Raw genomic sequence first — 25426 nt, 5'->3', positions numbered from 1 at the left:
TATAGTTAACTTTTTTTCAGTTTATTTATTAATTCTTCTTTAGGCGTTACATAATAAGTCGTTTGGCCTTCATAAATGACGAATCCAGGTTTAGCACCGTTTGGTTTTCGGATATGTTTGACTTGAACTGTATCAACAGGGACTGAAGCAGATAAACGATATTTACTAAAATATGCAGCAATTGCTGCAGCTTCTTCTATAGTCTCTTCAGAAGGATGCTCACTTCGTATAATAACATGTGATCCCGGAATATCTTTAGTGTGTAACCACCAATCTGTTTTTCGGGCTGTTTTCATAGTCAATTCATCATTTTGCAGGTTGTTTTTTCCTACCAGTATCAAGGTGCCATCCGAAGATAGAAATTGATCTGGTTTTGTGGACTGACGTTTTTTTCCTTTTTGTTGCTTGCGTTTTTTCTTTATATATCCGCCGGCTTGTAACTCATCTCTTATATCTTCGACATCTCTTGGAGAAGCTACTTCCATTTGTGTCATGACTGACTCTAAATACTGAATTTCTGCTTTTGTGCTTTTTATCTGACCTTCAAGATGCTTAATAGCATTTTTTAATTTTTGATATCTAGAAAAATAAGCCTGAGCATTTTTAGAAGGGGTTTTACGGGGATCCAAATCTATTTCAATTTTTTCATTTTCCTCATAGAAATTATCTAGAGTAACGGACTCCATCCCTTGTTCAATCTCATGAAGATAGGCCGTTAAAACTTCTCCCTTAATACGATATTGATCTGCTTTTTGAGTTTGCTGCCACTCTTTTTCAAGCTTAATCAATTTCTTTTCATTTCGTTCCGTTTCATTTTTTACTAGACCGAATAGATCATTGGCTTGTTGCTGAACTCGATCTCGTTCAGATTTATTACCATAAAAACGATCTGCACAAGCACTAAGCGTTTTAAATAGGATTTGTTCTCCCACAAGTGAATCGTATTTGACAGCTGTAAAATATTCTTTGTTTTTGACTTTTGTCAAAGTAGGAGTTAAATTCTGCTTTTTATATGGCTCCATAAATTTTTGGAAAACTAGGGCTGGCGCATCGTCAGGATGCGTTTCTATTTGAAAAGCTAATTCTTCTGCAGAATCTTTACCAAAACCTTGAAAGGTTTGCTGTATCCATTTAACTTTTTCATTAGTAGGTAATGACGCGATCGGTAATGGTTTATCAAAGTGGAAAGGGTTGTTCTTGTTTTGGGTTGGTGCTTGTCTATATTGGGCACCCGGCACTAAAGTACGATAGGTATTTTGGCTTGATGAGATATGTCGGATTGTTTCAAGGATTTTTTCTTCCTGCTTTTTAACCAATAAAATATTGCTGTGTCTACCCATAATCTCAACAATCAGTACTAGATTTTCTATATCTCCCAATTCATTACGACTATTAAATGAAAACTCAACTACTCTGTCGTTTTCAAATTGCTTTATATCCTCTAGAATTGCTCCATCCAAATACTTCCTCATTACCATACAAAACTGGGGTGGAGAAGTAGGGTTTTCAAAAGGTATATCAGTTATCTGCATGCGAGCGTACTGGGGATGTGCAGATAATAAGAGCTGAATATTTTTTCTATTGGCACGAATTTTAAAAATGACTTCGTTATCATAAGGTTGCTGAATTTTCGCAACTCTTCCACCTATGAGTGTTTCTTTCAATTCCGTTACCATTGCATGTGTAAATAATCCATCAAATGACATTTTAACTGTCTCCTTTCAGACGAGACTCCTTTTTAGTATAGCATTTTTAAGAGGTCAACACCATTCTACAGTAACAAAAACCATTGCCCAAGTAATTAAACAATGGTATAGTTGACACGTACAAATAGTTGTTTTCAGCATGAAATCAGTTTAGAAAGTGAGCGATGATATGACACCATCAGTCGATACGAATGAAATTTTATTAAAACTGGCAGAACTACAATCCTTATATAAAAAAATGACTCAGAATTTACTGACAGATTATAATATATCTGCTTCTGCTTTAAATCTAATTGAAATTCTTGGAGAAGAACAAGCTACCCTAAAGTCAATTACTGAACAAAGCCAATTAGATAAATCAACAGTTAGCAGACAGATGAATACTTTAGTTAAAAACGGCTTAGTCGTTAAAACAACTGGTGATGACAAACGGTATGCTTATTTTACTCTATCTGAAGATGCTAAATCAAAATTTCAAGAGTACAATACTGCTGCTCAAAAGATATTCTCAGACATTCTGGAAGGGTGGACTGAAGAAGAAAAGCAATTACTTTCAGTATTAATAGGTAGATTAAATAGAAGTTTGACAAATGGACTATCTAAAATCCAATAGTTATAATAGATTTCATATTAAGAAAAGAGGAATCTTATGCCTTTAGGTAGAAAAAAATCCAATCCTTATCGTTTAGCAATTTTAGGAATATTAACAGCAATTATATTGATTCAGAACTTTGTACCATTCTTAGGAAATATTCCAATACCGCCACTTAATCCAACAATCATTCATATTACTGTCATTGTTGCAACATTGACTTTAGGAACGAAAGACGGGATGATCATAGGTGCTGTATGGGGCATTACAAGAATGGTTAGAGCTTATACTGTACCAGCAACACCTCTGGATTGGTGGTTATGGACTAATCCTCTTATAGCTTTGTTACCGCGTATTTTAATTGGTTTACTGACAGGTTGGAGTTATCAGTTCCTGAAGAAGTTCTGGCCTGATAAAGATAGAATTTCTATGGCAATATCTGCGGTTATTGGTTCTTTCACAAATACAATTTTAGTTTTGCTCTTTATCTATATCTTTTATGGGGCTAGATATGCTCAGGCGATAAATGTTGATTTAAGTAATCTTGCAGGAGTTCTTCTAGTTATAGTCGGAACAAGTGGCGTGGCAGAAGCTATCGTTGCTGCTATCGTTGCTCCTTTGATCACTAATCCTCTTAAAAAAATCAAACATTAAATTCAAATATATTAGAAAGTCTTTTAAGGTTACCTACCTTAAAAGACTTTTTTTAACTAAAACAAGCGTTTTATTTTCTATTATGTTTGAATCATGCTAAATTTGTTCTGTACAAACTATTTGAAAGGGGTAAGAAAAATGAGAGCAGTAACATTTCAGGGTAAAGAAAAAATGCAGGTAACGACCGTTCCAGATCCTATAATTGAAGAGCCTACTGATGCTATTATCAGAGTTACCTCAACAGCTATTTGTGGATCTGATTTACATTTATATCATAATGGGAATCTTGTTTTAAATGATGATTATATTGTAGGACATGAACCAATGGGAATCATTGAAGAAGTTGGACCAGATGTAAAGCATCTTAAAGTTGGTGATAGAGTTGTAGTTTCATTTAATGTTAGTTGTGGTCATTGTGATTTTTGTAAAAACGATATGGAAAGCCAGTGTGATGAATCAAATAAGAACCCGGAAGTTGATTATGGTGGGTTGTTTGGATTTGGTAAATTAAACGGGGATTATCCTGGTGGACAAGCAGAATTCATGCGTGTAGCTCATGCTGACCATTCTGTATTCAAAGTACCGGATAATGAAGTTCCAGATGAGAAGGTTTTGTTTTTATCTGATATCGTTCCAACAGCTTGGTGGAGTGTAGAACACGCTGGTGTAAAACCAGGTGATACTGTCATTGTACTTGGTTCTGGACCAGTTGGGCTATTTGCTCAAAGGTTTGCTAAAATGAAAGGTGCTAAAAGAGTTATTGCAGTAGACAGCGTTAAACATCGCTTGGAGTATTCAGCGAAAAAAATCGGAATTGAAACGTTGAATTTTGAAGAAGTTGATATACCTAGTATGGCGCTTTTGGATATGACACACGGCGGAGCCGATGTTGTGATTGATTGTGTTGGAATGGATGGAAAAGAACGAAAACTTGAAAAAGTGACTAATCTGATTTCTCCTCAAAAAGGAACAACAAGACCAATTGAAATGGCCAGTGCAGCAGTCAAAAAATTTGGTACAATCATGTTAACCGGTGTTTATTTAACTCCAGCAACAACTTTTCCAATCAATCATATATTCGCTAGAAATGTAACCTTAAAAACTGGACAAACTCCAGTGCCGCATCTAATGCCGAAGCTTTACGAAAAAATCAGAAATAATGAATTTGATCCTACAGATATTATTACGCACACTATGCCACTAGAAGATGCCGCTAAAGGCTATGATATTTTCGATAAAAAAGAAGACAATAATATAAAAGTAGTGCTCAAACCTTAATTAACTAGTACTTTGCACGCTTTCTGTTTAATTGTAATGCAGAAAGCGTGTTTTTGTTGTTTAGTTGTTATGCGATATACTCAATATTGAAATCTTTGTGTGATAAACTATCCTAATAATATGAAAAAGTGTAATATTATAAAGGAGATACAGTTTCATGAAAAGAAATCACTCAAATCAATCTCGTACTGAAAGAAACAAACCTGAAAATAAATTCGATAAAATTTACTATATTGTAATTGCTGTTCTAGTCTTAATTTTATTGGCTTTGCTCACTTATGTTTTTGTCATTCGTGATAATAATACAAATCAACTTTCAGAAAATATAGCACCTAGCTCAGAATTAAATACTGAGATTGATCAGAATGAAACAGGAGAAACGGATCAGAATGAAAATGAAGAAAATCAGGCAGAATCTGATGAACTAAGTCAAGACGAAAATAGTGAAGAAGACAGTCAAGATCAAGTGGAAAATGATGAAACAACTGATGAAAATGACAGTGAATCTGAATTAAATAATGTTGAAGAAGTTGATTCTGAGGATCCACTTGTTGAGAAAGCTTATACTGGACAATGGTCCCCAATCGGTACAGAACAATCTGGAGATCATATTACAAATTTCAATGATGGCTCACAAGATCGTATTGAAATCAACCAGGCTATTACATCAGTTACTGGATTAGAATCAGATACTATTATTGAATGGTGGATTGCCGGTGATGGTCCCAATCGAGTAGAAGCTACAGTCTCTAATCAAGGTGAATCAGAAGTATATAGAATTTATCTGCAGTTTATTGAAGAAGAAGGATGGCAGGCGACTCGAATTGAAGAATTATCGGAAGTTCCTTCTGAATATAAATGATAACTAATCATTTAAATATAAAAAGCATTCTAACCTCTTTATATAATAAGTTGTTAGAATGCTTTTTATTCATTCCTGATTCGATAGGGCCTTACAATCTTGATTCTTCCTTTTTAGTAAAAGTTCATGGTAAACTATTTATAATCATGTTAACAGTAGGAGGCAATTTATGAAATTATCAGGCGATAAGCTTAATGTGATTCAAGAAATATTGGATAAAACTGAAAAAGAAGTAGAAAATATGGATCCAGTCAATATCCTTATTGCAGGGAAAACTGGAGTAGGGAAAAGCACACTAATCAATAATATTTTTAGAGAAAAGTTAGCCGATACTGGAATTGGTAAACCAGTCACTAAACACTTGAGAAAAATTTCAAAACAAAGTATACCAATTGTACTTTACGACACTAGAGGATTAGAACTAGAGCAATCTATCCAAAATCAGGTAAAACAAGAAGTATTTGATTTAATTAAGAAACATAAAAACAGCCAAGAGGCAATACATGTTGCTTATTATTGTATTCAAGCTACCTCATCTCGTATTGAGGATATGGAGTTAGAATTAATAAGAGATATTGCGGATAAAATTCCGGTCATACTTGTATTAACTCAAGCTATCGGCAAACCAGCCGAAGAATTTAAAAGATATTTAGAAAACATGAATCTTCCAGTAGCAGCTATTCAAACGATCATGTCAGAACCATATGAAATTTCCGATGATTATGTTATCCCTGCTTTTGGCTTGAAAGAATTAGTAGCTAAATCCCTTCAGCTTATCCCAAAGGATGTACAAAAAGCTTTTACGAATGCCCAGCAGGCAGACATCGAGAAGAAAGCAAAAGATGCTAGACGCTGGGCAACTCGATATGTAGCGACGAGTTTTGGTGTAGGATTTATTCCGATCCCTTTTTCTGATGCCTCTGTGTTGGTGCCGATGCAAATAACGTTACTTGCTCATATAACAGCAATATTCGGTATTTCCTTAGATAAATCTACGATTGTTTCCATTGTAGCTGCTGTTGGCGGAACAAGTTCAGCTACTTTATTAGGTAAAACATTAGTAGCCAATGCTTTTAAATTCATTCCAGGTGCAGGGACTATTGTGGGTGGTATTATCAGTGGTACCACTGCATCGGTTGTTACTAGCGCTTTAGCAATTAGCTACATTGAAGTTCTTAGTGTGATTTCAGCAAAGGAAAAAGCTGGTGAATCGATCGACTTGTCCCTCATCGAAAAGCTGATGACCAGACAATTCAAAAAAAATATCAAACTAAATCGTAAACAGATCAATAATAAAGAATTGGAATTTGAAGAGGGGTCTGAATTAGAAACTGCATTAAATGAATATGATATTCAGCAAAATCAATCTTTACCTTTTTACAAAAAGATTATACCCACCATCAAGAAAACTATTGAGAAACATCAAAATAAACATTAAAAATCTATTATTTATATTCACGTATCCCTATTTTTGGTGCTCCACTAGATAGCATTTAATTTCATACTCTTAAATAGTTCTCTTAAAGGATTGTGTTGATTAGCTCCAGCTATTTCGAATCGAATTTCGTTGAGCAGTGGTCCTGCAATGGTCTATTACTTCATTACATCCATTGTTTACCTTAGAAATTTACTATAAAATCAAACGTTAGAAATCAAAGACCCACTGGTATTCTTTGATTCCTAACGTTTTTTACTGTTCTAGAAGATTTTTCTATAATTACCTGAGAACAAATATAAAACTTCCACTTCCTAACGGAAATTAACCACATGGATATGTAAGCGGTATTACATTAATATATGAGTATCGAAAGAAAAAAACAGAAAGGAGGAAATAAAATGAAAAAGATTTTACTTGCTTGTTCATCAGGTATGTCAACAAGTTTACTGGTGACAAAAATGGAAGAAGAAGCAGAAAAACGCGGGGAAGAAGTTAAGATTTGGGCTGTAGCACAAGATAAAGCAGAGACCGACATGGAAGAAGCTGATGTTTTATTGATTGGCCCTCAAATGCGCTTTATGAAAAAGAAATTTGCAGTAACTGCTGAAAAAGTCGGGATCCCATTAGATGTAATTGATCCTGTAGCATATGGTAGAGTTGACGGAGTAGCCGTTTTAAATAAAGCTATTGAGTTAATTGATCAAAGTTAAACTGAGAGAAACTGGAGGACTAAAATGAATAAGTTTATGAGTGTATTAGAAGATATTCTTTTACCAATTGCAGATAAGCTAAACAATAACCGCTATCTGACAGCCTTAAGAAATGGTTTTATGGTAGCGTTACCCTTAATTATATTCGGATCAATTTTTGTTGTTATTGCTAACTTGCCATTTTTAGATAGAGTCATCAGCGAAGAAGCCTATACTGCCTATCAAAATGCATTAGGACCAGCTTCTGCTGCTACTTTAAGCATTATGGGATTATTTGTTATTATTGGTATAGGATTTAAAATGGTAGAACAGCGTGGAGGCGAGGCTATCTATGGAGGAGTAGTCGCCTTAGCATCATTTTTAGTATTGACACCACAAGTTCTTGAAGATGTTTCTGGTGTTATACCAACAAGTGCCTTAGGAGCAGAAGGAATGTTCTTAGGTATTTTTACAGCTTTTATATCTGCTGAGTTATATCACTTTTTTGTAAGAAAAAATCTGACAATCAAAATGCCAGCTGGGGTACCAGATGCTGTATCCAGATCATTTAGTGCATTGATTCCTATTACTTTAACATTGACCGTGTTTTTAGTCATTCGAATTCTATTTAGTTTTACATCATTTGAAACAGTTCAGAACTTCATATATACTTTAATTCAACAACCGCTTACAGCATTAGGTAGTGGACTACCTGCTACAATTATTGCTGTATTATTGATTCAAGTATTCTGGTTCTTTGGGTTACACGGACAAATTATTGTTAACTCTGTTTTTGATCCAATCTGGTATTCTCTAAACGAGCAAAACCTTTCTGCTTTCCAATCTGGCGAAGAATTACCAAATATTGTTACGAAACAATTTATGGATACTTTTATCGTTGGTATTGGTGGATCCGGGATGACTTTAGCAGTTATTGTTGCAATTTTCGTAGTAACTAAGAGTCGTCAGCTAAGAGAACTTGGAAAACTTGGTGGACCCGCTGGTATATTTAATGTTAATGAGCCTATTATCTTTGGGTTACCGATTATCATGAACCCATTAGTATTGATTCCTTGGTTACTAGCACCAGTAGTTGTAGCAATCGTAACATACTTTGCGATGGATATTGGATTCGCTCCAAAACCAGCTGGACTGATAGTTCCATGGACAACTCCCGCATTGCTGAGTGGATATTTAGCAACGGGAAATAAAATCATGGGTGCAGTTATGCAACTAATCAATATGGGTATTGTTTTTGTAATTTGGTTACCGTTCTTGAAAGTATTAGACAATCAATATTACGGCGAAGAACAAAAAGCACAAACTACGAAATAAGTTAAATAACAATAGAAAATTGCATAAAGGGAATCGGATGTCTTTGAACATTCGCTTTCCTTTTAGTTTTTATGGAGGATTATATGATGGATACAATGACTGAGGTTGCGTTCCAAATTATCTTGTTTGCAGGTAATGGAAAATCAAGCGCGATGGAAGCAATTCATGAAGCAAAAGATGGTAACTTTGAAGAAGCCGATAATAAACTAAAAGAGGCAAGTGAAGAACTAGGAAAAGCTCATCAACATCAGACTAAGCTACTTCAAAATGAAGCTAGGGGAGAGGAACAGCCACTGAATATTATCCTTGTTCATTCACAGGATCACTTAATGACTGCTATGACTGTTCGAGATCTAGCTGTTGAACTAGTTGAGATATATAGAACAAGATAAGGAGGAAATACAAATGTCATTAGACTATCAATTTCCAGAAAATTTCTGGTGGGGAAGTGCCGCTTCAGCAACACAGACTGAAGGTGGAGAGAATGGAACCAAAGGTAAAAATATCTGGGATCAGTGGTATGAACAGGAGCCTAATCGTTTCTTTGAAAATGTAGGCCCTGAAGTTACTTCTGACTTTTATAATCGTTATAAAGAAGATATTGCTAATATGAAAAAAATTCATCATAATAGTTTTAGGTTGTCAATATCATGGGCACGATTGATTCCAGGTGGTACAGGAGAAGTTAATCCTGAAGCAGTTGATTTTTATTCCAAAGTGATTGATGACTTGATTGAAAATGGTGTAGAACCGTTTGTAAACTTGTATCACTTTGATATGCCTTTGGAATTACAGGAAATCGGTGGATGGGAAAATCGCAAAGTCACCCAAGCATATGCTGATTATGCAGAAAAGGTATTTGAATTATTTGGAGATCGTGTCAAGAAATGGTTCACGTTCAATGAGCCTGTCGTACCAGTAGAAGGAGGGTATTTATACGACTTTCATTATCCTAACATCGTTGACGCAAAGAAAGCTGTTCAAGTAGGCTATAATACAATGATTGCTCATGCTAAAGCAGTTAAGCTTTATCATGAAAATTACGATGGTAAAATTGGCATTGTTCTTAACTTAACGCCTTCATATCCCAGAAGTCAAAATCCTGCAGATTTAAAAGCTTCTCATATTTGTGATTTATTCTTTAATAGAAGTTTTCTTGATCCAGCAGTAAAAGGAGAATACCCACAAGATTTGATTGACTTACTTGCTGAATATAATCAACTTCCAGAGACCGAACCTGAAGATAAAGATTTACTCAAAGAGAACCTTGTAGATTTACTTGGAGTAAATTATTATCAACCCAGAAGAGTTAAAGCGAGAGATTCCCAACCGAATCCAGATAGTCCTTTTATGCCTGACTGGTTCTTTGATAATTATGAAATGCCTGGAAGAAAGATGAATCCTTATCGTGGATGGGAAATCTATGAAAAAGGTATTTATGATATTATGATTAATTTAAAAGAAAACTATGGGAATATTGAGTCCTTTATTTCTGAAAATGGTATGGGCGTTCAAAATGAAGAACGATTCTTAGTTAATGGACGCATTGAAGATGATTATCGTATTGATTTTATAAAAGAACATTTAAAATGGCTGCACAGATCAATTCAAGAAGGATGTAATGTGAAAGGCTATCACCTATGGACATTTATGGATAACTGGTCTTGGATGAATGCTTACAAAAACCGTTATGGATTCTTTTCAGTCGACCTTAAAACTCAGCAAAGAACGGCGAAGAAAAGTGCTTCGTGGTTTGCAGAAGTGTCAGAAAAAAATGGTTTTAACGATTAGAATTGAACAGTTTAACACATAAGCGTAGTGATAAAGGATTACTGCGCTTTTACCATGTGTTAAAGTTCCGGAAAGGAGGAAGTCTAATGGAAAATAGAAAAGTCAAGATTCTAAATATTTTGTCTTCTGCTAATACACCCATTACAAGCACTCAGTTAGCAGCGGTTACTGAGGTTTCTTCTAGAACAATCCGAGAAGATATCAAGGAATTAAATACAGACTTAAAAATAAATGGCGCTCAAATAGAAGCTTTAAAAGGCAAGGGTTTTAAAATCACTATTTTTAATGAGTTTTTATATAATCAATATTTAGAACAAATTGATCATTCATTAGATCAAATCAGTAATAATCCCGATACCCCGAATGAGCGTATCGATTATTTGTTAAATCTTTTTTTAAGTGAAAGCAATCCTGTAAAACTGGATGATCTAAGTGAAGAAATACACGTTAGTCGGTCGACTATTCAAGCAGATTTAAAAACAGTCAAACAATTGCTTGAACCATATTCTCTAAAATTAATCAGTCGTCCAAATTATGGAATAAGTTTAAAAGGAACAGAATTAAACCGTCGATTTGCTATCTCAGAGTTTTTATTCAACCAACAAAAGGCTGGACCTAGTCTTCTACAAATGCAACATGTAAGCTCTATTGCTGAAATCAATGAACTTATTTTAAATAATATGTGGTCTATTTTACTTGAGCAAATTAACCGTAATGAGATTGTACTTTCTGATGTAGCATTGAATAATTTGTTTGTACATATTGTTATTGCTTACAAACGAATCAAAGAAGGCTATAGTGTAGCTCTAGTTGAAAAAGATTTATCAGAGATTCAAACACAGAAAGAATACAAGGTTGCTACTAAAATTGTTGAACAGATAGAGCAAACATTACATGTTACTTTCCCAGCGATTGAAATCGCTTATATCGCGATTCATCTGCTTGGTACGAAACTAATTGGTGAATCCAATAATTCAACGACTCAATATGAGCAGGTTATTGATCCAATGATTCAAAAATTAATTGACCAGATCCTTTTACAGTTGAAAAAAGAACTTAATTTATCTCTTTTAAATGACCAGGAACTGATTATGAGTCTAGCTTTACATTTAAAACCAGCAATCAATCGTTATAAATTCAATATGAATATTCGTAATCCTATGTTAGAAGATATTAAATCGCACTACCCTCTTGCTTTTGAAGCAGGAATTATTGCAGCGCTTGAAATCAAAAAAGCTTTATCCGTGGAAATCGATGAGAATGAAGTAGCCTATATCGCTTTGCATATAGGTGCAGCAATGGAGAGAGAAAAGGAAAAACATTTCTTAAAAAAATGCTACATTGTCTGTGCTTCAGGAATAGGTAGTTCTAAACTAATTCAGTACAAGGTCACTGCGGAATTCCGTTCAGAAATAGAAGTCGTCGGTACGACGGAATTATATAGAATTCACGAAATCCCTTATGATAATATCGATTTTATTATCAGCGCTGTACCTATCAAAGATACACTGCCGGTACCCATTATAGAGGTTAATACGATTTTAAGTCACTATGATTTGTCAAGAATTGAACACTTTATAAAGGATGTTCACTCAGATCCTATTGCGTTTATCGATGAAGATCATACCTATTTGAACCAGTCGTTAAAGTCTAAACAAGAAGTTTTTAACTTTTTAGTTGATAAACTGACACCAATACATGCTTTACCAGCAGACTACCAGTTATTACTGGAAAAAAGAGAAGAAATTGCACCAACATCGTATGGAAATAATGTGGCTATCCCACATCCTATTACTCCTCAAACTTCAAAAACATTTTTAACATTTTGTACATTAGATCAGCCCATTATTTGGGGAGAAAGAAAAGTCCAATTCATCTGCTTGTTGAATGTTGAAAAAGACAGTCGGGAAGATTTGCAGTTGTTATATGACATTCTAGGAAAAATTGTTAACACTCCTGCTATCGTTGCGAAATTGCTGCAGTGTTCATCTTATAATGACTTTATTTCCATCATTCAAACGCTAGCAAATAAATAAACTATATATATGATATAAAGATACTTTTAGCGAAGTATCTTTTTTATTTGTATTGTACAGAGTCTGCATTAGATTAGCTCAACGAATGGATTGTATATTTATTTTTAACTTTTTTTCAAGTATAATATAGTTATATAATTGATTGAAAGGAGTGTAAAAGTTTGACTGAACAACTTTTTGAGCATGTAAAGAATAATTTTGGAATCACATTTCATGATAATGAGTTATTGATTGAAGCCTTTACTCATTCATCCTATGCGAATGATCACCGAGACTTAACATTAAAAAATTTAGAACGTTTAGAATTTTTAGGCGACGCTGTGTTAGAATTAACAGTTTCTGAATATCTGTACAAAAAATTTCCCGAATTACCAGAAGGTCAATTAACTCGTATGCGTGCTTCTATCGTCAGAGCAGAAAGTCTGGCAAAATTAGCAAAGGAATGTGAATTAGCTCAGTTTCTTCGTCTGGGAAAAGGTGAAGAGCTAATGAACGGACGCAAGAGACCATCACTATTGTGTGATGTTTTTGAAGCCTTCGTTGGTGCCATATTTTTAGATCAGGGAATGGAAACTGTAATGGATTTTCTAAGACGAGTTTTATTTCCTAAAATTGATTCCGGTGCTTTCTCTCATGGGATGGATCATAAAACAGCTTTACAGGAGTTATTGCAGAAAAACGGTGTCGTAACAATAGCGTATCAGGTCATAAAAGAAATTGGACCTGATCATGATCGGCAATTCGTTGTAGAAGTGTTTGTAGAAGGAGATTCATTAGGTACTGGTAAAGGTCGTTCTAAAAAGGGAGCAGAACAAGAAGCTGCTAGAGTTGCCTTACAGACATTAGAAAAAAATAGTTAAATGAAACGAAAAAGAGTATTTTTCTTTTATCGCTTTATACGTTAGCAAGGAGAGAAAACGTCTGTGCAATTAAAGAGGCTAGAACTAAAAGGGTTTAAGTCGTTTGCCGACAAAACGACACTGGAATTTAACGATGGTGTTACAGCTGTGGTTGGACCAAACGGTAGTGGAAAAAGTAATATAATCGAAGCCATTCGCTGGGTAATGGGAGAACAATCTGCCAAGAATCTTCGCGGGGGGCGGATGCATGATATTATATTTTCTGGTACTGACTCAAGAAAATCAGTAAACATTGCAGAAGTCACCTTGATTTTAGATAATCAAGATGGCTTTCTTCCTGTCGACTTTGAAGAAGTAAGTGTAACTCGCCGAATCAATCGAAATGGTGAGAGTGATTATTTTATGAATAAACAGACTTGTCGTTTAAAAGATATTGTAGATTTATTCATGGATTCTGGATTAGGAAAGGAATCTTTCTCTATTATCTCTCAAGGTCAAGTCGAGGCAATCTTTAATAGTAAAGCAGAGGACCGTCGTTCCATTTTTGAAGAAGCTGCAGGTGTTTTTAAATACAAGATGCGAAAACAGAGTGCAGAAAGAAAACTGGAAGATACACAAGATAACCTTGACCGGGTACAGGATATTCTTTATGAATTAGATGCACAAGTAGAACCATTGAGGATTCAAAGTGATTTAGCAAAATCATATATTGAACAAAAAGAAGAATTAACCGGAATTGATATTGGATATACAGTAATGAAGATCCAACAGTTACAACAAACGGTAGAGAACAATCAGGAAAAGCTCTCTGTAGTTACTGGAGACCTTACTGAACTGACGCAGTCAATTGATGATGATAATCGAGATTTTCAAAAATATAAACTTGATCATCTCAAACTGGAACAACAGCGAGAAGAGTTGCAAAATAAGTTATTACAGATTGTCCAATCAATCGAACGTACGGAATCAGCTTTAACACTTTATGCAGAAAAAGAGAAACATAAAGAAGCATTTGTAACTGAAAAAAAAGCAGCAATTAAAAGATTAGACGAACAGAAGTCAGCCATCACAACACAGCTTGATAGTGTAACTGTCAAATCAAAGAGGCTATCTGAAAAAGAAACAGCTTTAGAAAACGAGATTAACGAAAAACAGGCACAAAAAGAACGTTTAGAAGGCAATAGAGAAGAAGCTATAGAAAATCTACGTGCAGCTTATATTGATCTAATGCAAGAACAAACCACTTTAAAAAATGAACAAACTTATCTGGAGCGTCAACTACAACAACAAGCTGTTTCTAAAGAAAAAGTTTCAAGAAATTCAGTAAAAACATCTCAAGAACTGAATGAACTCGAAAAAGAAGTTGCTGCTAAATCAGAACTTCATTCTCAGCTTGAAAAAGAAGTAAATAATTTATTGAATTCTTTTCAGTCGACAAAAGAGCAACTGAATGCATTGACTAGTTCGATTGAAAATAAAGAATTGCGTCTAAATCAATCTCAAAGTAAATTGCAGCAAGCCATTGCAAAGAGAACAAGCTTGCTTGAAATGCAGGAGAATTATGCAGGCTATTTTGCTGGTGTAAAAGCGGTGATGAAACAAAAATCACAATTAACTGGGATTATAGGTACTGTTGCTGATCTAATCGAAGTACCCAAATCATACGTTGAAGCAATCGATACAGTATTATCCTCGACCAGTCAATTCATCGTGGTAGAAGATGAATTGGCTGGTCGTGAGGCAATTCAATATCTAAAAGCGACACGAGCCGGCAGAGCTACTTTCCTGCCACTTACTACGATCCAGCCCCGCCTGATAAGACCAGAAATCAAAAACTCTGCCAAACAAATTCCAGGTTTTATCGGGATAGCAAGTGAGTTAATTCATTATAATGACCGAGTTTCAAATATACTGGAAAATTTATTAGGAAATACCATTGTAGCAGAATCATTAGAAGCTGCGAATACAATAGCTCGAACAGTCAATTATCGTTACCGGGTCGTTAGTCTTCAAGGAGACATGATGAATGCCGGAGGATCAATGACTGGCGGAGGCGGAAAACGGTCTTCCAATTCTCATCTTTTTTCTCAAAAAAAGGAATTAAAAGATTTAAATATTTTTATAGATGAAGCAGAAAAAACAGTCCAGCTACGCAGAAAAGAAATTTCCAAAGACAAAGATGCTCTGGCAATAGTGAACAATAAACTGGAAGAGATTCGATCAAACGGAGAAGAGAAAAGAGTAGAAGAAAAACAACTTCAGAATGAACTCAATTCTGTTGAAGAAAAACGTACTCGTCTCAGCAGAGAGCAGCAAGCATTATCCTATGAATCTGGCCTCGTGGAAAAAGAATTCTCTAACAGCCAAAAACGGTTAGAAGAAATTAGTACTGAAAGAAAACTGATTGAAGATAAAATGGAGAAGCAGAAAAAAGAAATGAACGAATTATCTGCTGAAAAAGAAGATATAGAAACTCAAAAACTTCTAATCCAGAATGAGCTGGAAACACTGATAACAAATTTACAGTCTGTCAATGAACAGCAAGCAGCTGTAAAAGCCGAAGTCGCTCATTTTAAAAATCAGAAAAATCAAATTGATGAAAATATTGAATTATTGCACGCTGACCTTAAGGCTTATGAAGCTGGGGAAAATTTCGGATCCAAGGAAGAACTACAACAACAATTACTAAATTACAAGCAAAATAACAAACAACTTCGAGAAAGAGAAGCTTCTATGAAATCTGAAATACAAAATACTGAAGCTATACAGACCCAAATCGAAAATCGCTTAGTTGCTAAACAAGCCGATAAACAAAGACTTAGTGATTTGAAATCCAAAATTGAAATTGAATCTTCCCGTGCAGATGTTTCATTAGATCATCTATTAACTTATTTATCAGAAGAATATGGATTGAGTTTTGAAGAAGCCAGACTTGATCCAATTGAATTATCAGAAGAAGAAGCTCAGAAAAAAGTTAAATTATTAAAAAAAGGAATTGAAGAATTAGGCCCTGTAAATATTGGAGCGATTCAGGAATATGAAAAAGTATTTGACCGGTTCACTTTTTTAAGTGATCAACAACGGGACTTGCTTGAAGCCAAAGCAAAACTTTACGATACGATGGATCAGATGGATTCAGAAGTTGCTAAACGCTTTAAAGAAACTTTTGATCTGATAAAAGAACAGTTCACTCTCGTTTTCCCCCGTATGTTTGGGGGAGGAAAAGCTGAATTACGATTAACTGATCCAGAAAATCTTTTAACTTCTGGAGTTGAAATTGTTGCTCAGCCACCTGGAAAAAATTTACAGTCTTTAAGTCTCTTATCCGGCGGCGAAAGAGCATTAACAGCTATTTCTTTACTATTCGCCATTATAGAAGTGCGTCCTATTCCATTTTGTATATTAGATGAAGCAGAAGCTGCATTGGATGAAGCTAACGTTTCAAGATTTGGAAAGTATTTGCAGAACTTTTCAATGAACACTCAATTCATTGTTATCACTCACAGAAAAGGAACCATGGAAGAAGCTGATAGCTTATATGGAGTTACAATGCGGGAAAAAGGTGTTTCAAAATTAGTATCTGTAAGGTTGAAGGATGTTGAACAAATAGAAGGTGTCTCTTGACCCATAGAAATCATTCAATCTTTCAAAATGCTCATTTATTTTTCTAATTAGGTAAAAATTCTTTCAATATAACAAATCAATTATTTTATTTAGGAGCGTGCAGAGTGGGAATTAAATTAATAGCATTAGATTTAGATGGAACCTTGTTGAATAAAGAAAAAGAAGTTTCAGAAGAAAATAGACAAGCAATCCAGCGGGCAAAAGATGCTGGTATTAAGGTTGTTTTGTGTACTGGAAGACCCTTAAAAGCGATTCTTCATATTCTTGAAGCTTGTAACTTACTCGAAGATGGTGATTTGGGAATCACTTATAACGGTGGCCTGATTCAGTGGACGCGAACAGGAGAAAGCTTAAGTCAAATAACTATGAGTAAAGAAGAAGTTTTAGAAATCTATGAACTAAGTAAAACACTAGACGTTCCTTGTAATTTCATTGATTTGAATACTGTTTATGAACCAGGTTATCCAAATGGTAAAAATTCATTATATCCAACTATAATGAATTTACTTCCTTTTAAACCTATTAATACTGCTTCCCTTCCAGATTCCACTGCTATGAATAAGCTAATATTTTGCTGGCATGAGTTTGAATTGGATGAAGCAATCAGAAAAATACCTGCTGAGTATTATGATAGATATACAATAATGAAGTCACGTCCAAATTTGCTTGAAATCCTGCCTAAAGCTGTAGATAAAGGAAAAGGATTAGCATTGCTGGCAAAGGAATTGGCACTAGATGTGAGTGAAATCATGGCAATTGGGGATCAGGAAAATGATCTGGCAATGATCCAGTATGCGGGTATTGGAGTTGCTATGGAAAATGCTACTGATGAAGTGAAAAAACATGCAGATCTTATTACAAAGTCGAATGTCGACCATGGTGTTGCTTATGCTATTGATCAATATGTGTTAAACTGATTTAAATAGCATTTGACTGTTATTCTAAATAATCTACTACATTTAAATAGAAAGTTGGGAAAACATGGGATTATTCGATAAAATCAAATCCGCCTTTACGAATACAGATAAAGAAATTAAATTGCCAGAAGAAACTGAACAAAAACAACTTGAACAAGTAAAAAAAGAACAAGAAAAAGCGAATTCATATGAAAAAGGTTTGCAGAAGTCCCGTCGCTCATTCACACGTCGCTTAAATGAACTTTTTGCTAATTTCCGTTATGAAGATGAGGAATTCTTTGAAGAATTGGAAGATTTGCTGATCGAATCAGATGTTGGTTTCGAAGCAACGATGTATATTTCTGAAACATTAAGACAGGAATCTAAAGTGCAGAATGTTAAAAGTATGGCAGATGCAGAACGAGTTATCGTTCAAACAATGGTCGATTTATATGGGGAAACTAATCCGGATCATCATATATTTAATGATAACCCAAACGGTTTAACAGTCATTTTGTTCGTGGGCGTTAATGGTGTGGGGAAAACAACTACAATAGCTAAAATGGCTCATCAATATATTGACCAAGGGAAAAAAGTGGTTATGGCAGCCGGTGATACATTTAGAGCAGGTGCTATTGAACAATTACATGTTTGGGGAGACCGGGTAGGCGCACAAGTCGTGTCAACTAAACAAGGTGGAGACCCCGCTGCAGTTGTTTATGACGGAATCGTTCAAGCAAGAGAACATCAGGCTGATGTTTTACTTATTGACACCGCTGGTCGTCTTCAAAATAAAAAGAATTTAATGAATGAACTAGAGAAAATGAAACGCGTCATCAGCAGAGAAATTCCTGATGCTCCTCATGAAACTTTGTTGGTGCTGGATGCAACAACTGGTCAGAATGCATTAAATCAAGCAAAAATCTTTAAAGAGACAACAGACGTTACAGGAATCGTATTGACTAAAATGGATGGTACTGCCAAAGGTGGAATCGTGCTTGCAATTGGTAAAGAATTGAACATCCCTGTGAAATTCGTTGGACTTGGTGAGACTATGAATGATCTTCATCCTTTTGATACAGAAAAATTTGCTTATGGATTATTCAAAGAACTAATCCAGCAGACAGCCTAGAGGAGCATATAAATGGAACTAGAGAAAACACTTCAAATGAATACTCTTTTCAGTTTCTATGGACCACTTCTAACGAATAAACAACAAGAATATATGAGATTATATTATGGAGATGATTATTCACTAGGTGAAATCGCCGAGGCTTTTGGTATCAGCAGGCAAGCTGTCTATGATAATATAAGACGATCAGAAACAATTTTAAATGATTATGAAGAAAAACTGCATTTAGTTGAAGACTTTGATCGAAAACAAGATGCACTAAATGAGATTCGTTCATACGCAGAAAAAAATTATGCCAATGATAAGACATTATTGCATTTACTTCATAAAGTAAGCTATGAACCTAAACGAGAGGGGAAATAACCTGAATGGCCTTTGAAGGATTAACTGGACGTTTGCAAGATGCATTTTCTGGTCTTCGCAAAAAAGGAAAGATTACAGAAGCTGATGTTAAAGATGCAATGCGTGAAGTACGTTTGGCTTTACTTGAAGCCGATGTCAACTATAAAGTTGTTAGAGAATTTGTTAAAACTGTAAGAGAAAAAGCAATTGGGGAAGAAGTCCTTGAAAGTATTAATGGAGGACAACAAGTCGTTAAGATTGTTAATGATGAGTTGACTCATTTAATGGGAGGAACACAAGAAAAGATCATCTTCGCTGATCGTGGACCAACTGTTTATATGATGACTGGTCTACAAGGTGCTGGTAAAACAACAACTGCTGGTAAACTAGCGAATTATTTACGTAAACATGAAAACAAAAAACCTATGATGGTTGCTGCAGATATTTATCGTCCAGCTGCGATTGATCAATTACAGACCGTTGGAAACGACTTGAATATTCCTGTATTTAGTATGGGGGATCAAGTGAGTCCAGTAGAGATTGCAGAAAAAGGAATACAAGAAGCGAAAGATACGAACCGAGACGTTGTTATTATTGATACCGCTGGTCGTCTGCATATCGATGAGACCCTCATGGATGAATTGGAAAATGTAAAAACAGCGGTAAATCCACATGAAATTTTCTTGGTCGTAGATGCCATGACTGGTCAAGATGCCGTTAATGTAGCAAATACATTTAATGATCGTTTGGACATTACTAGTGTTATTTTAACAAAACTAGATGGTGACACTCGTGGTGGGGCAGCTCTTTCCATCCGTTCGGTAACACAAAAACCAATCAAATTCACTGGTACCGGAGAACGCCTTGATGCTTTAGAACCATTCCATCCAGACCGTATGGCAAATCGAATTCTTGGAATGGGCGATATTCTTACATTAGTAGAGCGTGCCCAACAGGAAGTAGATGAGAAAAAAGCAGAAGAAATGGCTGTAAAAATGCGTGAAAATACGTATGATTTCAACGATTTCATTGAACAGATGGACCAAATGCAGAACATGGGACCCATGGAAGACTTATTAAAAATGATTCCAGGTGTCAACCAGATACCTGGAATGGATCAATTCGAAATGGATCCTAAAGAAATGGCTCATATGAAAGCAATTGTTATGTCCATGACTCCTGAAGAAAGAACTAATCCGGACCTATTATCTCAAAAACGCAGACGCAGAATTGCAAAAGGTTCTGCTAGAAATATTGCAGAAGTAAACCGGATGATCAAGCAGTTCAAACAATCAAAAGAAATGATGAGTAAAATGTCCAATGGCAACATGAGTGGTATGGAGAGCTTATTCGGCGGTGGAGTAAAAGGAAAACTAGGGAAAATGGCATTTAATAAAGCCTCCAAAAACTTTAATAAAAAGAAAAAGAAAAAGATTAGACGTAAAAAATAATACTATCGAAATAATACCCTGACAAATTATTGAATAAGTTTGTCAGGGTATTATTTTTTTAATTTCTGTTCTAGAGCCAGGCCTGCTTATCTTCTACATATTCTATAATTTTTGATAATTCTACCTCTTCGGCTATTTCCTCATTATTCAATAAAACAGCTAATCTTTCTGAATCAAATCCTAATTCCTGGCTCATTTCTTCTAATGTTAAACTTCTTGCTGTCTGTATTTCCTCTATTCTTGCCATATAGACGATTGTTTCAATTTCTCTGTCTGTCATTTCATCTTCAATAGAATATTCGGATTTAAGAATTTCTTTGATAGAAAAAATATCTAAAAATTTACCTATCCCTTTAGCAAATAGTTGAATTTGTCTCATAATATAGTCCTGATCTTCTAAGCTCATTTTAGGAACTCCTTTTATTTTTACTATAGCATAAATCAACTTAAAATAATTTTTTGTTCTGTAAAGAAAAAACACTTTACAACATAGTTCCCTCATGTTATGATAAGCTTCGTGAGATTGAGAGAAGGCATTAGTTGAAGTATTCAAGTAGTGCTGGACACTAACAGGAGGTGCAAGTTAAACATGGCAGTAAAAATTCGTATGAAACGTATGGGTTCTAAAAGAAAACCTTTTTACCGTTTAGTTGTTGCGGATTCTCGTGCTCCACGTGATGGTCGTATTATTGAAGCGGTTGGAACATATAACCCAGTATCAACACCGGCTGAAGTTAAAGTGGACGAAGAACTCGTTTTAAAATGGCTAAGAGAAGGCGCTAAACCGTCTGATACAGTTAAAAATCTTCTTTCTAAAGAAGGAATTATTAAAAAATTCCACGACGAAAAAAGAAGAAAATAATGAACTTAAAGATCTTACTTGATTGCTTTCAGTCAAGTAAGTGATCCTACATAAAAGGATGGTATTATGACTGATAAAGAAATGAGAGAATTGATTCTTACAATTGTCAATCCGTTAGTCAGTCATCCCGATGAAGTCAAACTTGACTTGCAAGACACCGATGAATTCCATGAATATCTATTATCGGTTCATCCTGATGATGTCGGTCGTGTGATTGGAAAGAAAGGACGAATTGCTAAAGCCATTCGTGCTATTGTCTATAGTATCCAATTTGACGGACCAAAACGTGTACGTTTAACAATTGTAGATTAATAGAGTAGTCTAGATTTTACTGATTCAAGTAAAATAAAAACTATAGTTCAATCCATGTTAGATAATTTGATGGTTAATAGGGAATGGGGATGCCTCTGAGGAGAACATCTCCATTTTCTTATATTATAGAATAATAAAAGGCAATGACCATTAGCAGTAAAACATTTTGCAAGCGTGTCTTTAGAAGCAGCGTATAGGAAGAGTAGTTTTTTCGATATTGTAAATAGACTATCTCATGGGAAGCTAGGCAGATTCGGCAATACACTAGATGGAGTACTATCTTATAGAATAAATATATTTTTAGGAGAAGGATAATGGAATATTTTGATGTAGGAAAAGTCGTCAATACACATGGTCTAAAAGGAGAAGTTCGAGTCATTTCAATTACAAACACACCGGAAGAGCGTTATTTTCCTGGAGCCGCGCTGATCTGGTTTGGTAAGGATAATGAACAGATTAAGTTAACTGTCCGTACACATAGAATCCATAAAAATTTTGACTTAGTTGCTTTTGATGGATATCCAACAATTAATGATGTAGAAAAATTCGTGGGTGGATTACTAAAAGTCAGTGAAGATGATCTACTTGAACTAAATGATGATGAATTCTATCTACATGAGATTATTGGTTGCACAGTTATAGACGAAGAAGGTACTGAATTGGGGAAAGTGAAAGAAGTTCTTTCACCTGGTGCCAATGATGTCTGGGTTGTTCAACGTGAAGGAAAACGTGACTTACTGCTTCCTTATATTGATCCTGTTATTTTGGATGTAGATATAAGGAACAAGGTGATTACTGCTCATATAATGGAAGGGTTAGACGAATGAAAATCGATATAATAACTTTATTTCCAGAAATGTTCGATAGTCCATTAAGTCATTCTATGATGAAACGAGCAATAGAAAAAGACTTATTAGAAGTTAATATGGTAAACTTTCGGCGTTTTGGCAGTGGCAAGCATCAGCATGTTGATGACACGCCATATGGTGGCGGAGCTGGCATGCTGCTCAAACCTGAGCCTATCTTTCAATCTATTGAAGAAATCAATCAGCGTTCTCCTATGACTAATAAACGCATTATTCTAATGGATCCAGCAGGTAAACCTTTTGATCAGTCTATGGCTGAAGAATTTTCACAAGAAGAACATTTGGTATTTATATGTGGGCATTACGAGGGTTATGATGAGCGAATCAGAAGCCTAGTGACTGATGAAGTATCACTAGGAGATTATGTGCTAACGGGTGGCGAACTGGCTTCTATGGTCATGATGGACGCTGCTGTACGTCTAATTCCAGGAGTACTCGGTAACGAAGTATCTGCTGAAACAGACTCTCACTCTAGCGGTTTACTAGAACATCCTCATTATACACGACCAGCTGAGTATAAAGGGATGGCTGTACCGGAAGTATTAATGAATGGAAACCATAAATTAATTGAAGAATGGCGTCATATGGAATCTTTAAAGCGTACATTTGAAAGAAGACCGGATATGCTTGAGAAGCGAAAATTAACAGATCAGGAAAAAGCTTGGATAAAGCAATGGCAGGAAAAAGATTAAATTTTAAAAAATCAAGTGAATTCCCTTTACAGTAAATGCTTAATATGATAAAGTTAATAGTCGAGTGGGCAACCACTTGTATTTGACAATATTCCGCTGGGACAAGCGCCTAAGAGTATTGTGCGAAAGGAGTAGTTAAAATGAATCCATTAATTCAAGACATCACCAAAGAACAACTACGTAGTGATCTTCCTGACTTTCGTCCTGGAGATACAGTTCGTGTTCACGCACGTATCGTAGAAGGAACTCGTGAGCGTATCCAGATCTTTGAAGGCGTAGTGATCAAACGTCGTGGACAAGGTATCAGCGAAATGTATACTGTTCGTAAAGTATCTAACGGAGTAGGCGTTGAGCGTACTTTCCCACTTCATTCACCACGTGTTGCAAATATCGAAGTTACACGTCAAGGTCGTGTACGTCGTGCTAAATTGTATTACCTACGTAACTTACGTGGTAAAGCTGCACGTATCCAAGAACGTTCTCGTCGTTAATTACAATGAGTATATTAAAAGAACTGTCGTCTCTGTGGAGATGACAGTTCTTTTTTATAGAATAAATGATATATTTAAGTAAATAAATCAACCAGAAGAAGGTAATCTAATGAATGAATTTATCTATTCTAAATATGCTGAAATCTCCGTAGATAAATCAGGAACTGGAGAAGAGGCTGTGCTCTTTATTCATGCGGGAATCGCAGATAGAAGAATGTGGTTGAATGAAACAAAATCATTAGCACATCAGTATTTTATTATTAATATTGATTTACCAGGATTTGGTAAAAGTAAAATTTTAGGTAACGAAATAGATTACACTAGTATTATGCAGTCTGTTATAGAGTTTTATCAGCTACAGAAAGTCACTATTGTTGCGGCGTCATTTGGAGCTAAAATTGCTATAGATTTTTATTTGATTTTTTCTGAATACGTTACAAGAATGGTTTTGATTTCGCCTGCTGTAAGCGGCTGGGAAGATTCAGCTGAAATAACTGAATATGAATATATGGAAGAAAACTTAAATGGTCTGCCTGAGCTTGTAGAATTAAATTACAACTTTTGAATCAATAGAGGTCGCGATGCTGAAAGTATAGGTGCTGGAATAAAAGCTCTGATGTATACGATGCTTTTTGACATTCTGTTTCGATCCAATCAGGATGTAAAAGAAGTTGAGTTGATTAGCAATAGTTTGAAGTGTATTGAGAACATTCGTCGACCTGTGTTAATTATCAATGGTGAAAAAGATGTTTCGGATTTTATAATGATAGGAAAAATATTGCTTTCAAAAATTCCAAATGCAAAATTAAAAGTAATTCCCGAAGCAGCCCATTTGCCAAATCTTGAAAATCCAGCTTTATTTACTCGATACCTTTTAGATTTTTTGAACCAATAAAAATGATTCTTTCGTCCTATTATAATTTTAGCTACTGCATCCAATGATTTACATAAAAATAAGAAGGGCTATCAAAATAGCTTCCTTCTTATTATCAATTTTTTCTAATTTACAAAGTGAGTGTTTTTAGTTTTCCAGTCTTCTAGTTTGATTGCTACCCAGAAGCCATAGATACCTAGTGTAATGATCATAAGTAATAACCATTTGATCCAGTTGCCGAACAGTCCAATTCCGGTTCCGTAAAAGTGCATTCTATGACCATCTACTACTGTATGGTTAATTTTCCACCCGAATATCCAGCATAGTACCCATGGATAAGCAATTCCAATGGTGAAAAATGTAACGATCGAGCCTAATATCTGAATCAATATGTAAGTAAGTAATCCTCCATCAAAATAAGATTGCCGTCCCCATTTTTCTTCAGGACCATACCCTGGTCTTCTTACATAATCCATTTTCTTCCTCCTTATTAGTTTAAAAGTAGTATACCATGTCAGTTTTCATGAAACGAGGATTTTCTAAATATTTCTCCGAGGTGTTTTCTATTATTAAATTTGACCAAATTGTTCTCAAGCCTGTATTTACAATACAATCTACGTTATAATAATAAAAGTGAGAATTT

Annotated in this window: 26 protein-coding genes; 23 read left to right on the top strand and 3 right to left on the bottom strand. The window is 35.1% G+C overall.

All coding sequences use genetic code 11. The features are described from left to right. Positions 1-5: 5 nt before the first annotated feature. Positions 6-1706 carry an NFACT RNA binding domain-containing protein gene (locus tag BKP56_RS09925; RefSeq protein WP_072694926.1) on the bottom strand — a complete coding sequence of 567 codons (1701 nt, stop codon included), beginning with the start codon at positions 1704-1706 and terminating at the stop codon, positions 6-8. Positions 1707-1863: 157 nt separating this feature from the next. Between BKP56_RS09925 and BKP56_RS09920 the strand changes: the two genes are divergently transcribed. The 16 genes from BKP56_RS09920 (at position 1864) to ffh (ending at position 20686) form a co-directional block, all read left to right on the top strand. Continuing rightward, positions 1864-2319 carry a MarR family winged helix-turn-helix transcriptional regulator gene (locus BKP56_RS09920; RefSeq protein WP_156849246.1) on the top strand — a complete coding sequence of 152 codons (456 nt, stop codon included), beginning with the start codon at positions 1864-1866 and terminating at the stop codon, positions 2317-2319. A gap of 36 nt (positions 2320-2355) precedes the next feature. Continuing rightward, positions 2356-2952 (top strand): ECF transporter S component, encoded by a 597-nt coding sequence (locus BKP56_RS09915; RefSeq protein ID WP_072694924.1) that lies wholly within the window; start codon positions 2356-2358, stop codon positions 2950-2952. Between the two features lie 138 nt (positions 2953-3090). Continuing rightward, the gene (locus BKP56_RS09910) at positions 3091-4230 is read left to right on the top strand and encodes a zinc-dependent alcohol dehydrogenase (RefSeq protein ID WP_072694923.1); all 1140 of its coding nucleotides are present in this window, start codon (positions 3091-3093) and stop codon (positions 4228-4230) included. 157 nt (positions 4231-4387) lie between these two features. Next, the gene (locus BKP56_RS09905) at positions 4388-5092 is read left to right on the top strand and encodes a YrrS family protein (RefSeq protein ID WP_072694922.1); all 705 of its coding nucleotides are present in this window, start codon (positions 4388-4390) and stop codon (positions 5090-5092) included. 169 nt (positions 5093-5261) lie between these two features. Then, positions 5262-6530 carry a YcjF family protein gene (locus BKP56_RS09900; RefSeq protein ID WP_072694921.1) on the top strand — a complete coding sequence of 423 codons (1269 nt, stop codon included), beginning with the start codon at positions 5262-5264 and terminating at the stop codon, positions 6528-6530. A 398-nt stretch (positions 6531-6928) separates the two neighbouring features. Next, positions 6929-7240, top strand: a complete 312-nt coding sequence (locus tag BKP56_RS09895; protein WP_072694920.1) for a PTS sugar transporter subunit IIB — start codon at positions 6929-6931, stop codon at positions 7238-7240. A gap of 24 nt (positions 7241-7264) precedes the next feature. Continuing rightward, positions 7265-8554 (top strand): PTS cellobiose transporter subunit IIC, encoded by a 1290-nt coding sequence (gene celB, locus BKP56_RS09890; protein WP_072694919.1) that lies wholly within the window; start codon positions 7265-7267, stop codon positions 8552-8554. An 86-nt stretch (positions 8555-8640) separates the two neighbouring features. Next, the gene (locus BKP56_RS09885; RefSeq protein ID WP_072694918.1) at positions 8641-8946 is read left to right on the top strand and encodes a PTS lactose/cellobiose transporter subunit IIA; all 306 of its coding nucleotides are present in this window, start codon (positions 8641-8643) and stop codon (positions 8944-8946) included. 13 nt (positions 8947-8959) lie between these two features. Next, positions 8960-10345, top strand: coding sequence for a glycoside hydrolase family 1 protein (locus BKP56_RS09880; RefSeq protein ID WP_072694917.1), 1386 nt, complete (start codon positions 8960-8962; stop codon positions 10343-10345). A gap of 86 nt (positions 10346-10431) precedes the next feature. Beyond that, on the top strand, positions 10432-12381 hold the full coding sequence (locus BKP56_RS09875) for a BglG family transcription antiterminator (protein WP_072694916.1): 1950 nt from the start codon (positions 10432-10434) through the stop codon (positions 12379-12381). A gap of 161 nt (positions 12382-12542) precedes the next feature. Continuing rightward, positions 12543-13241, top strand: coding sequence for a ribonuclease III (gene rnc / locus BKP56_RS09870; RefSeq protein ID WP_072694915.1), 699 nt, complete (start codon positions 12543-12545; stop codon positions 13239-13241). A gap of 63 nt (positions 13242-13304) precedes the next feature. Continuing rightward, complete coding sequence (smc, locus tag BKP56_RS09865; protein WP_072694914.1) at positions 13305-16865, top strand: chromosome segregation protein SMC; 3561 nt, start codon at positions 13305-13307, stop codon at positions 16863-16865. Between the two features lie 104 nt (positions 16866-16969). After that, positions 16970-17782, top strand: coding sequence for a Cof-type HAD-IIB family hydrolase (locus BKP56_RS09860; protein WP_232226876.1), 813 nt, complete (start codon positions 16970-16972; stop codon positions 17780-17782). A gap of 64 nt (positions 17783-17846) precedes the next feature. Continuing rightward, positions 17847-18893 carry a signal recognition particle-docking protein FtsY gene (gene ftsY, locus BKP56_RS09855; RefSeq protein WP_072694913.1) on the top strand — a complete coding sequence of 349 codons (1047 nt, stop codon included), beginning with the start codon at positions 17847-17849 and terminating at the stop codon, positions 18891-18893. Positions 18894-18905: 12 nt separating this feature from the next. Then, the gene (locus BKP56_RS09850; RefSeq protein ID WP_072694912.1) at positions 18906-19256 is read left to right on the top strand and encodes a putative DNA-binding protein; all 351 of its coding nucleotides are present in this window, start codon (positions 18906-18908) and stop codon (positions 19254-19256) included. A gap of 5 nt (positions 19257-19261) precedes the next feature. Beyond that, entirely contained in the window at positions 19262-20686 is a 1425-nt protein-coding gene (gene ffh / locus BKP56_RS09845) for a signal recognition particle protein (RefSeq protein ID WP_072694911.1), read from the top strand. A gap of 70 nt (positions 20687-20756) precedes the next feature. Here ffh and BKP56_RS09840 read toward each other — a convergent pair whose 3' ends face one another. Further along, a complete protein-coding gene (locus tag BKP56_RS09840; RefSeq protein WP_072694910.1) occupies positions 20757-21092 on the bottom strand; it encodes a hypothetical protein in 336 nt (111 codons plus the stop codon). A gap of 183 nt (positions 21093-21275) precedes the next feature. Between BKP56_RS09840 and rpsP the strand changes: the two genes are divergently transcribed. The 7 genes from rpsP to BKP56_RS09805 all read left to right on the top strand — a co-directional run bounded on the left by rpsP (position 21276) and on the right by BKP56_RS09805 (position 24804). Further along, positions 21276-21548: a 30S ribosomal protein S16 gene (gene rpsP, locus BKP56_RS09835; RefSeq protein WP_072694909.1), complete on the top strand. Its 273-nt coding sequence runs from the start codon at positions 21276-21278 to the stop codon at positions 21546-21548. Positions 21549-21614: 66 nt separating this feature from the next. After that, positions 21615-21860 carry a KH domain-containing protein gene (locus BKP56_RS09830; protein ID WP_072694908.1) on the top strand — a complete coding sequence of 82 codons (246 nt, stop codon included), beginning with the start codon at positions 21615-21617 and terminating at the stop codon, positions 21858-21860. A gap of 311 nt (positions 21861-22171) precedes the next feature. Next, positions 22172-22687, top strand: coding sequence for a ribosome maturation factor RimM (gene rimM / locus BKP56_RS09825; RefSeq protein ID WP_072694907.1), 516 nt, complete (start codon positions 22172-22174; stop codon positions 22685-22687). Continuing rightward, entirely contained in the window at positions 22684-23418 is a 735-nt protein-coding gene (trmD, locus tag BKP56_RS09820) for a tRNA (guanosine(37)-N1)-methyltransferase TrmD (RefSeq protein WP_072694906.1), read from the top strand. Before rimM ends, trmD begins: the two co-directional genes overlap by 4 nt. A 140-nt stretch (positions 23419-23558) precedes the next feature. After that, positions 23559-23909, top strand: a complete 351-nt coding sequence (gene rplS / locus BKP56_RS09815; protein ID WP_072694905.1) for a 50S ribosomal protein L19 — start codon at positions 23559-23561, stop codon at positions 23907-23909. 109 nt (positions 23910-24018) lie between these two features. Then, positions 24019-24474 (top strand): alpha/beta fold hydrolase, encoded by a 456-nt coding sequence (locus tag BKP56_RS09810; RefSeq protein WP_072694904.1) that lies wholly within the window; start codon positions 24019-24021, stop codon positions 24472-24474. 51 nt (positions 24475-24525) lie between these two features. Beyond that, positions 24526-24804 (top strand): alpha/beta fold hydrolase, encoded by a 279-nt coding sequence (locus BKP56_RS09805; protein WP_072694903.1) that lies wholly within the window; start codon positions 24526-24528, stop codon positions 24802-24804. A gap of 104 nt (positions 24805-24908) precedes the next feature. On the opposite strand, the gene BKP56_RS09800 is transcribed toward BKP56_RS09805, so the two are convergent. Then, positions 24909-25259, bottom strand: coding sequence for a hypothetical protein (locus BKP56_RS09800; RefSeq protein WP_072694902.1), 351 nt, complete (start codon positions 25257-25259; stop codon positions 24909-24911). Positions 25260-25426: the final 167 nt, after the last annotated feature.

Source organism: Marinilactibacillus sp. 15R (genome assembly GCF_001895285.1).
Taxonomy (GTDB): Bacteria; Bacillota; Bacilli; order Lactobacillales; family Carnobacteriaceae_A; genus Marinilactibacillus; species Marinilactibacillus piezotolerans.
This window is presented reverse-complemented; position numbering and strand designations above follow the sequence as displayed.

Excerpts from the sequence above, each read along its gene's own strand:
- BKP56_RS09800 (WP_072694902.1), bottom strand. The coding sequence starts at position 25,259 with ATGGATTATGTAAGAAGACCAGGGTATGGTCCTGAAGAAAAATGGGGA.
- BKP56_RS09805 (WP_072694903.1), top strand. The coding sequence starts at position 24,526 with ATGTATACGATGCTTTTTGACATTCTGTTTCGATCCAATCAGGATGTA.
- BKP56_RS09840 (WP_072694910.1), bottom strand. The coding sequence starts at position 21,092 with ATGAGCTTAGAAGATCAGGACTATATTATGAGACAAATTCAACTATTT.
- BKP56_RS09850 (WP_072694912.1), top strand. The coding sequence starts at position 18,906 with ATGGAACTAGAGAAAACACTTCAAATGAATACTCTTTTCAGTTTCTAT.
- BKP56_RS09905 (WP_072694922.1), top strand. The coding sequence starts at position 4,388 with ATGAAAAGAAATCACTCAAATCAATCTCGTACTGAAAGAAACAAACCT.
- ftsY (WP_072694913.1), top strand. The coding sequence starts at position 17,847 with ATGGGATTATTCGATAAAATCAAATCCGCCTTTACGAATACAGATAAA.
- celB (WP_072694919.1), top strand. The coding sequence starts at position 7,265 with ATGAATAAGTTTATGAGTGTATTAGAAGATATTCTTTTACCAATTGCA.
- BKP56_RS09880 (WP_072694917.1), top strand. The coding sequence starts at position 8,960 with ATGTCATTAGACTATCAATTTCCAGAAAATTTCTGGTGGGGAAGTGCC.
- BKP56_RS09895 (WP_072694920.1), top strand. The coding sequence starts at position 6,929 with ATGAAAAAGATTTTACTTGCTTGTTCATCAGGTATGTCAACAAGTTTA.
- BKP56_RS09925 (WP_072694926.1), bottom strand. The coding sequence starts at position 1,706 with ATGTCATTTGATGGATTATTTACACATGCAATGGTAACGGAATTGAAA.
- ffh (WP_072694911.1), top strand. The coding sequence starts at position 19,262 with ATGGCCTTTGAAGGATTAACTGGACGTTTGCAAGATGCATTTTCTGGT.
- BKP56_RS09900 (WP_072694921.1), top strand. The coding sequence starts at position 5,262 with ATGAAATTATCAGGCGATAAGCTTAATGTGATTCAAGAAATATTGGAT.
- BKP56_RS09875 (WP_072694916.1), top strand. The coding sequence starts at position 10,432 with ATGGAAAATAGAAAAGTCAAGATTCTAAATATTTTGTCTTCTGCTAAT.
- BKP56_RS09830 (WP_072694908.1), top strand. The coding sequence starts at position 21,615 with ATGACTGATAAAGAAATGAGAGAATTGATTCTTACAATTGTCAATCCG.
- trmD (WP_072694906.1), top strand. The coding sequence starts at position 22,684 with ATGAAAATCGATATAATAACTTTATTTCCAGAAATGTTCGATAGTCCA.
- BKP56_RS09915 (WP_072694924.1), top strand. The coding sequence starts at position 2,356 with ATGCCTTTAGGTAGAAAAAAATCCAATCCTTATCGTTTAGCAATTTTA.
- BKP56_RS09810 (WP_072694904.1), top strand. The coding sequence starts at position 24,019 with ATGAATGAATTTATCTATTCTAAATATGCTGAAATCTCCGTAGATAAA.
- BKP56_RS09910 (WP_072694923.1), top strand. The coding sequence starts at position 3,091 with ATGAGAGCAGTAACATTTCAGGGTAAAGAAAAAATGCAGGTAACGACC.
- rplS (WP_072694905.1), top strand. The coding sequence starts at position 23,559 with ATGAATCCATTAATTCAAGACATCACCAAAGAACAACTACGTAGTGAT.
- rpsP (WP_072694909.1), top strand. The coding sequence starts at position 21,276 with ATGGCAGTAAAAATTCGTATGAAACGTATGGGTTCTAAAAGAAAACCT.
- BKP56_RS09885 (WP_072694918.1), top strand. The coding sequence starts at position 8,641 with ATGGATACAATGACTGAGGTTGCGTTCCAAATTATCTTGTTTGCAGGT.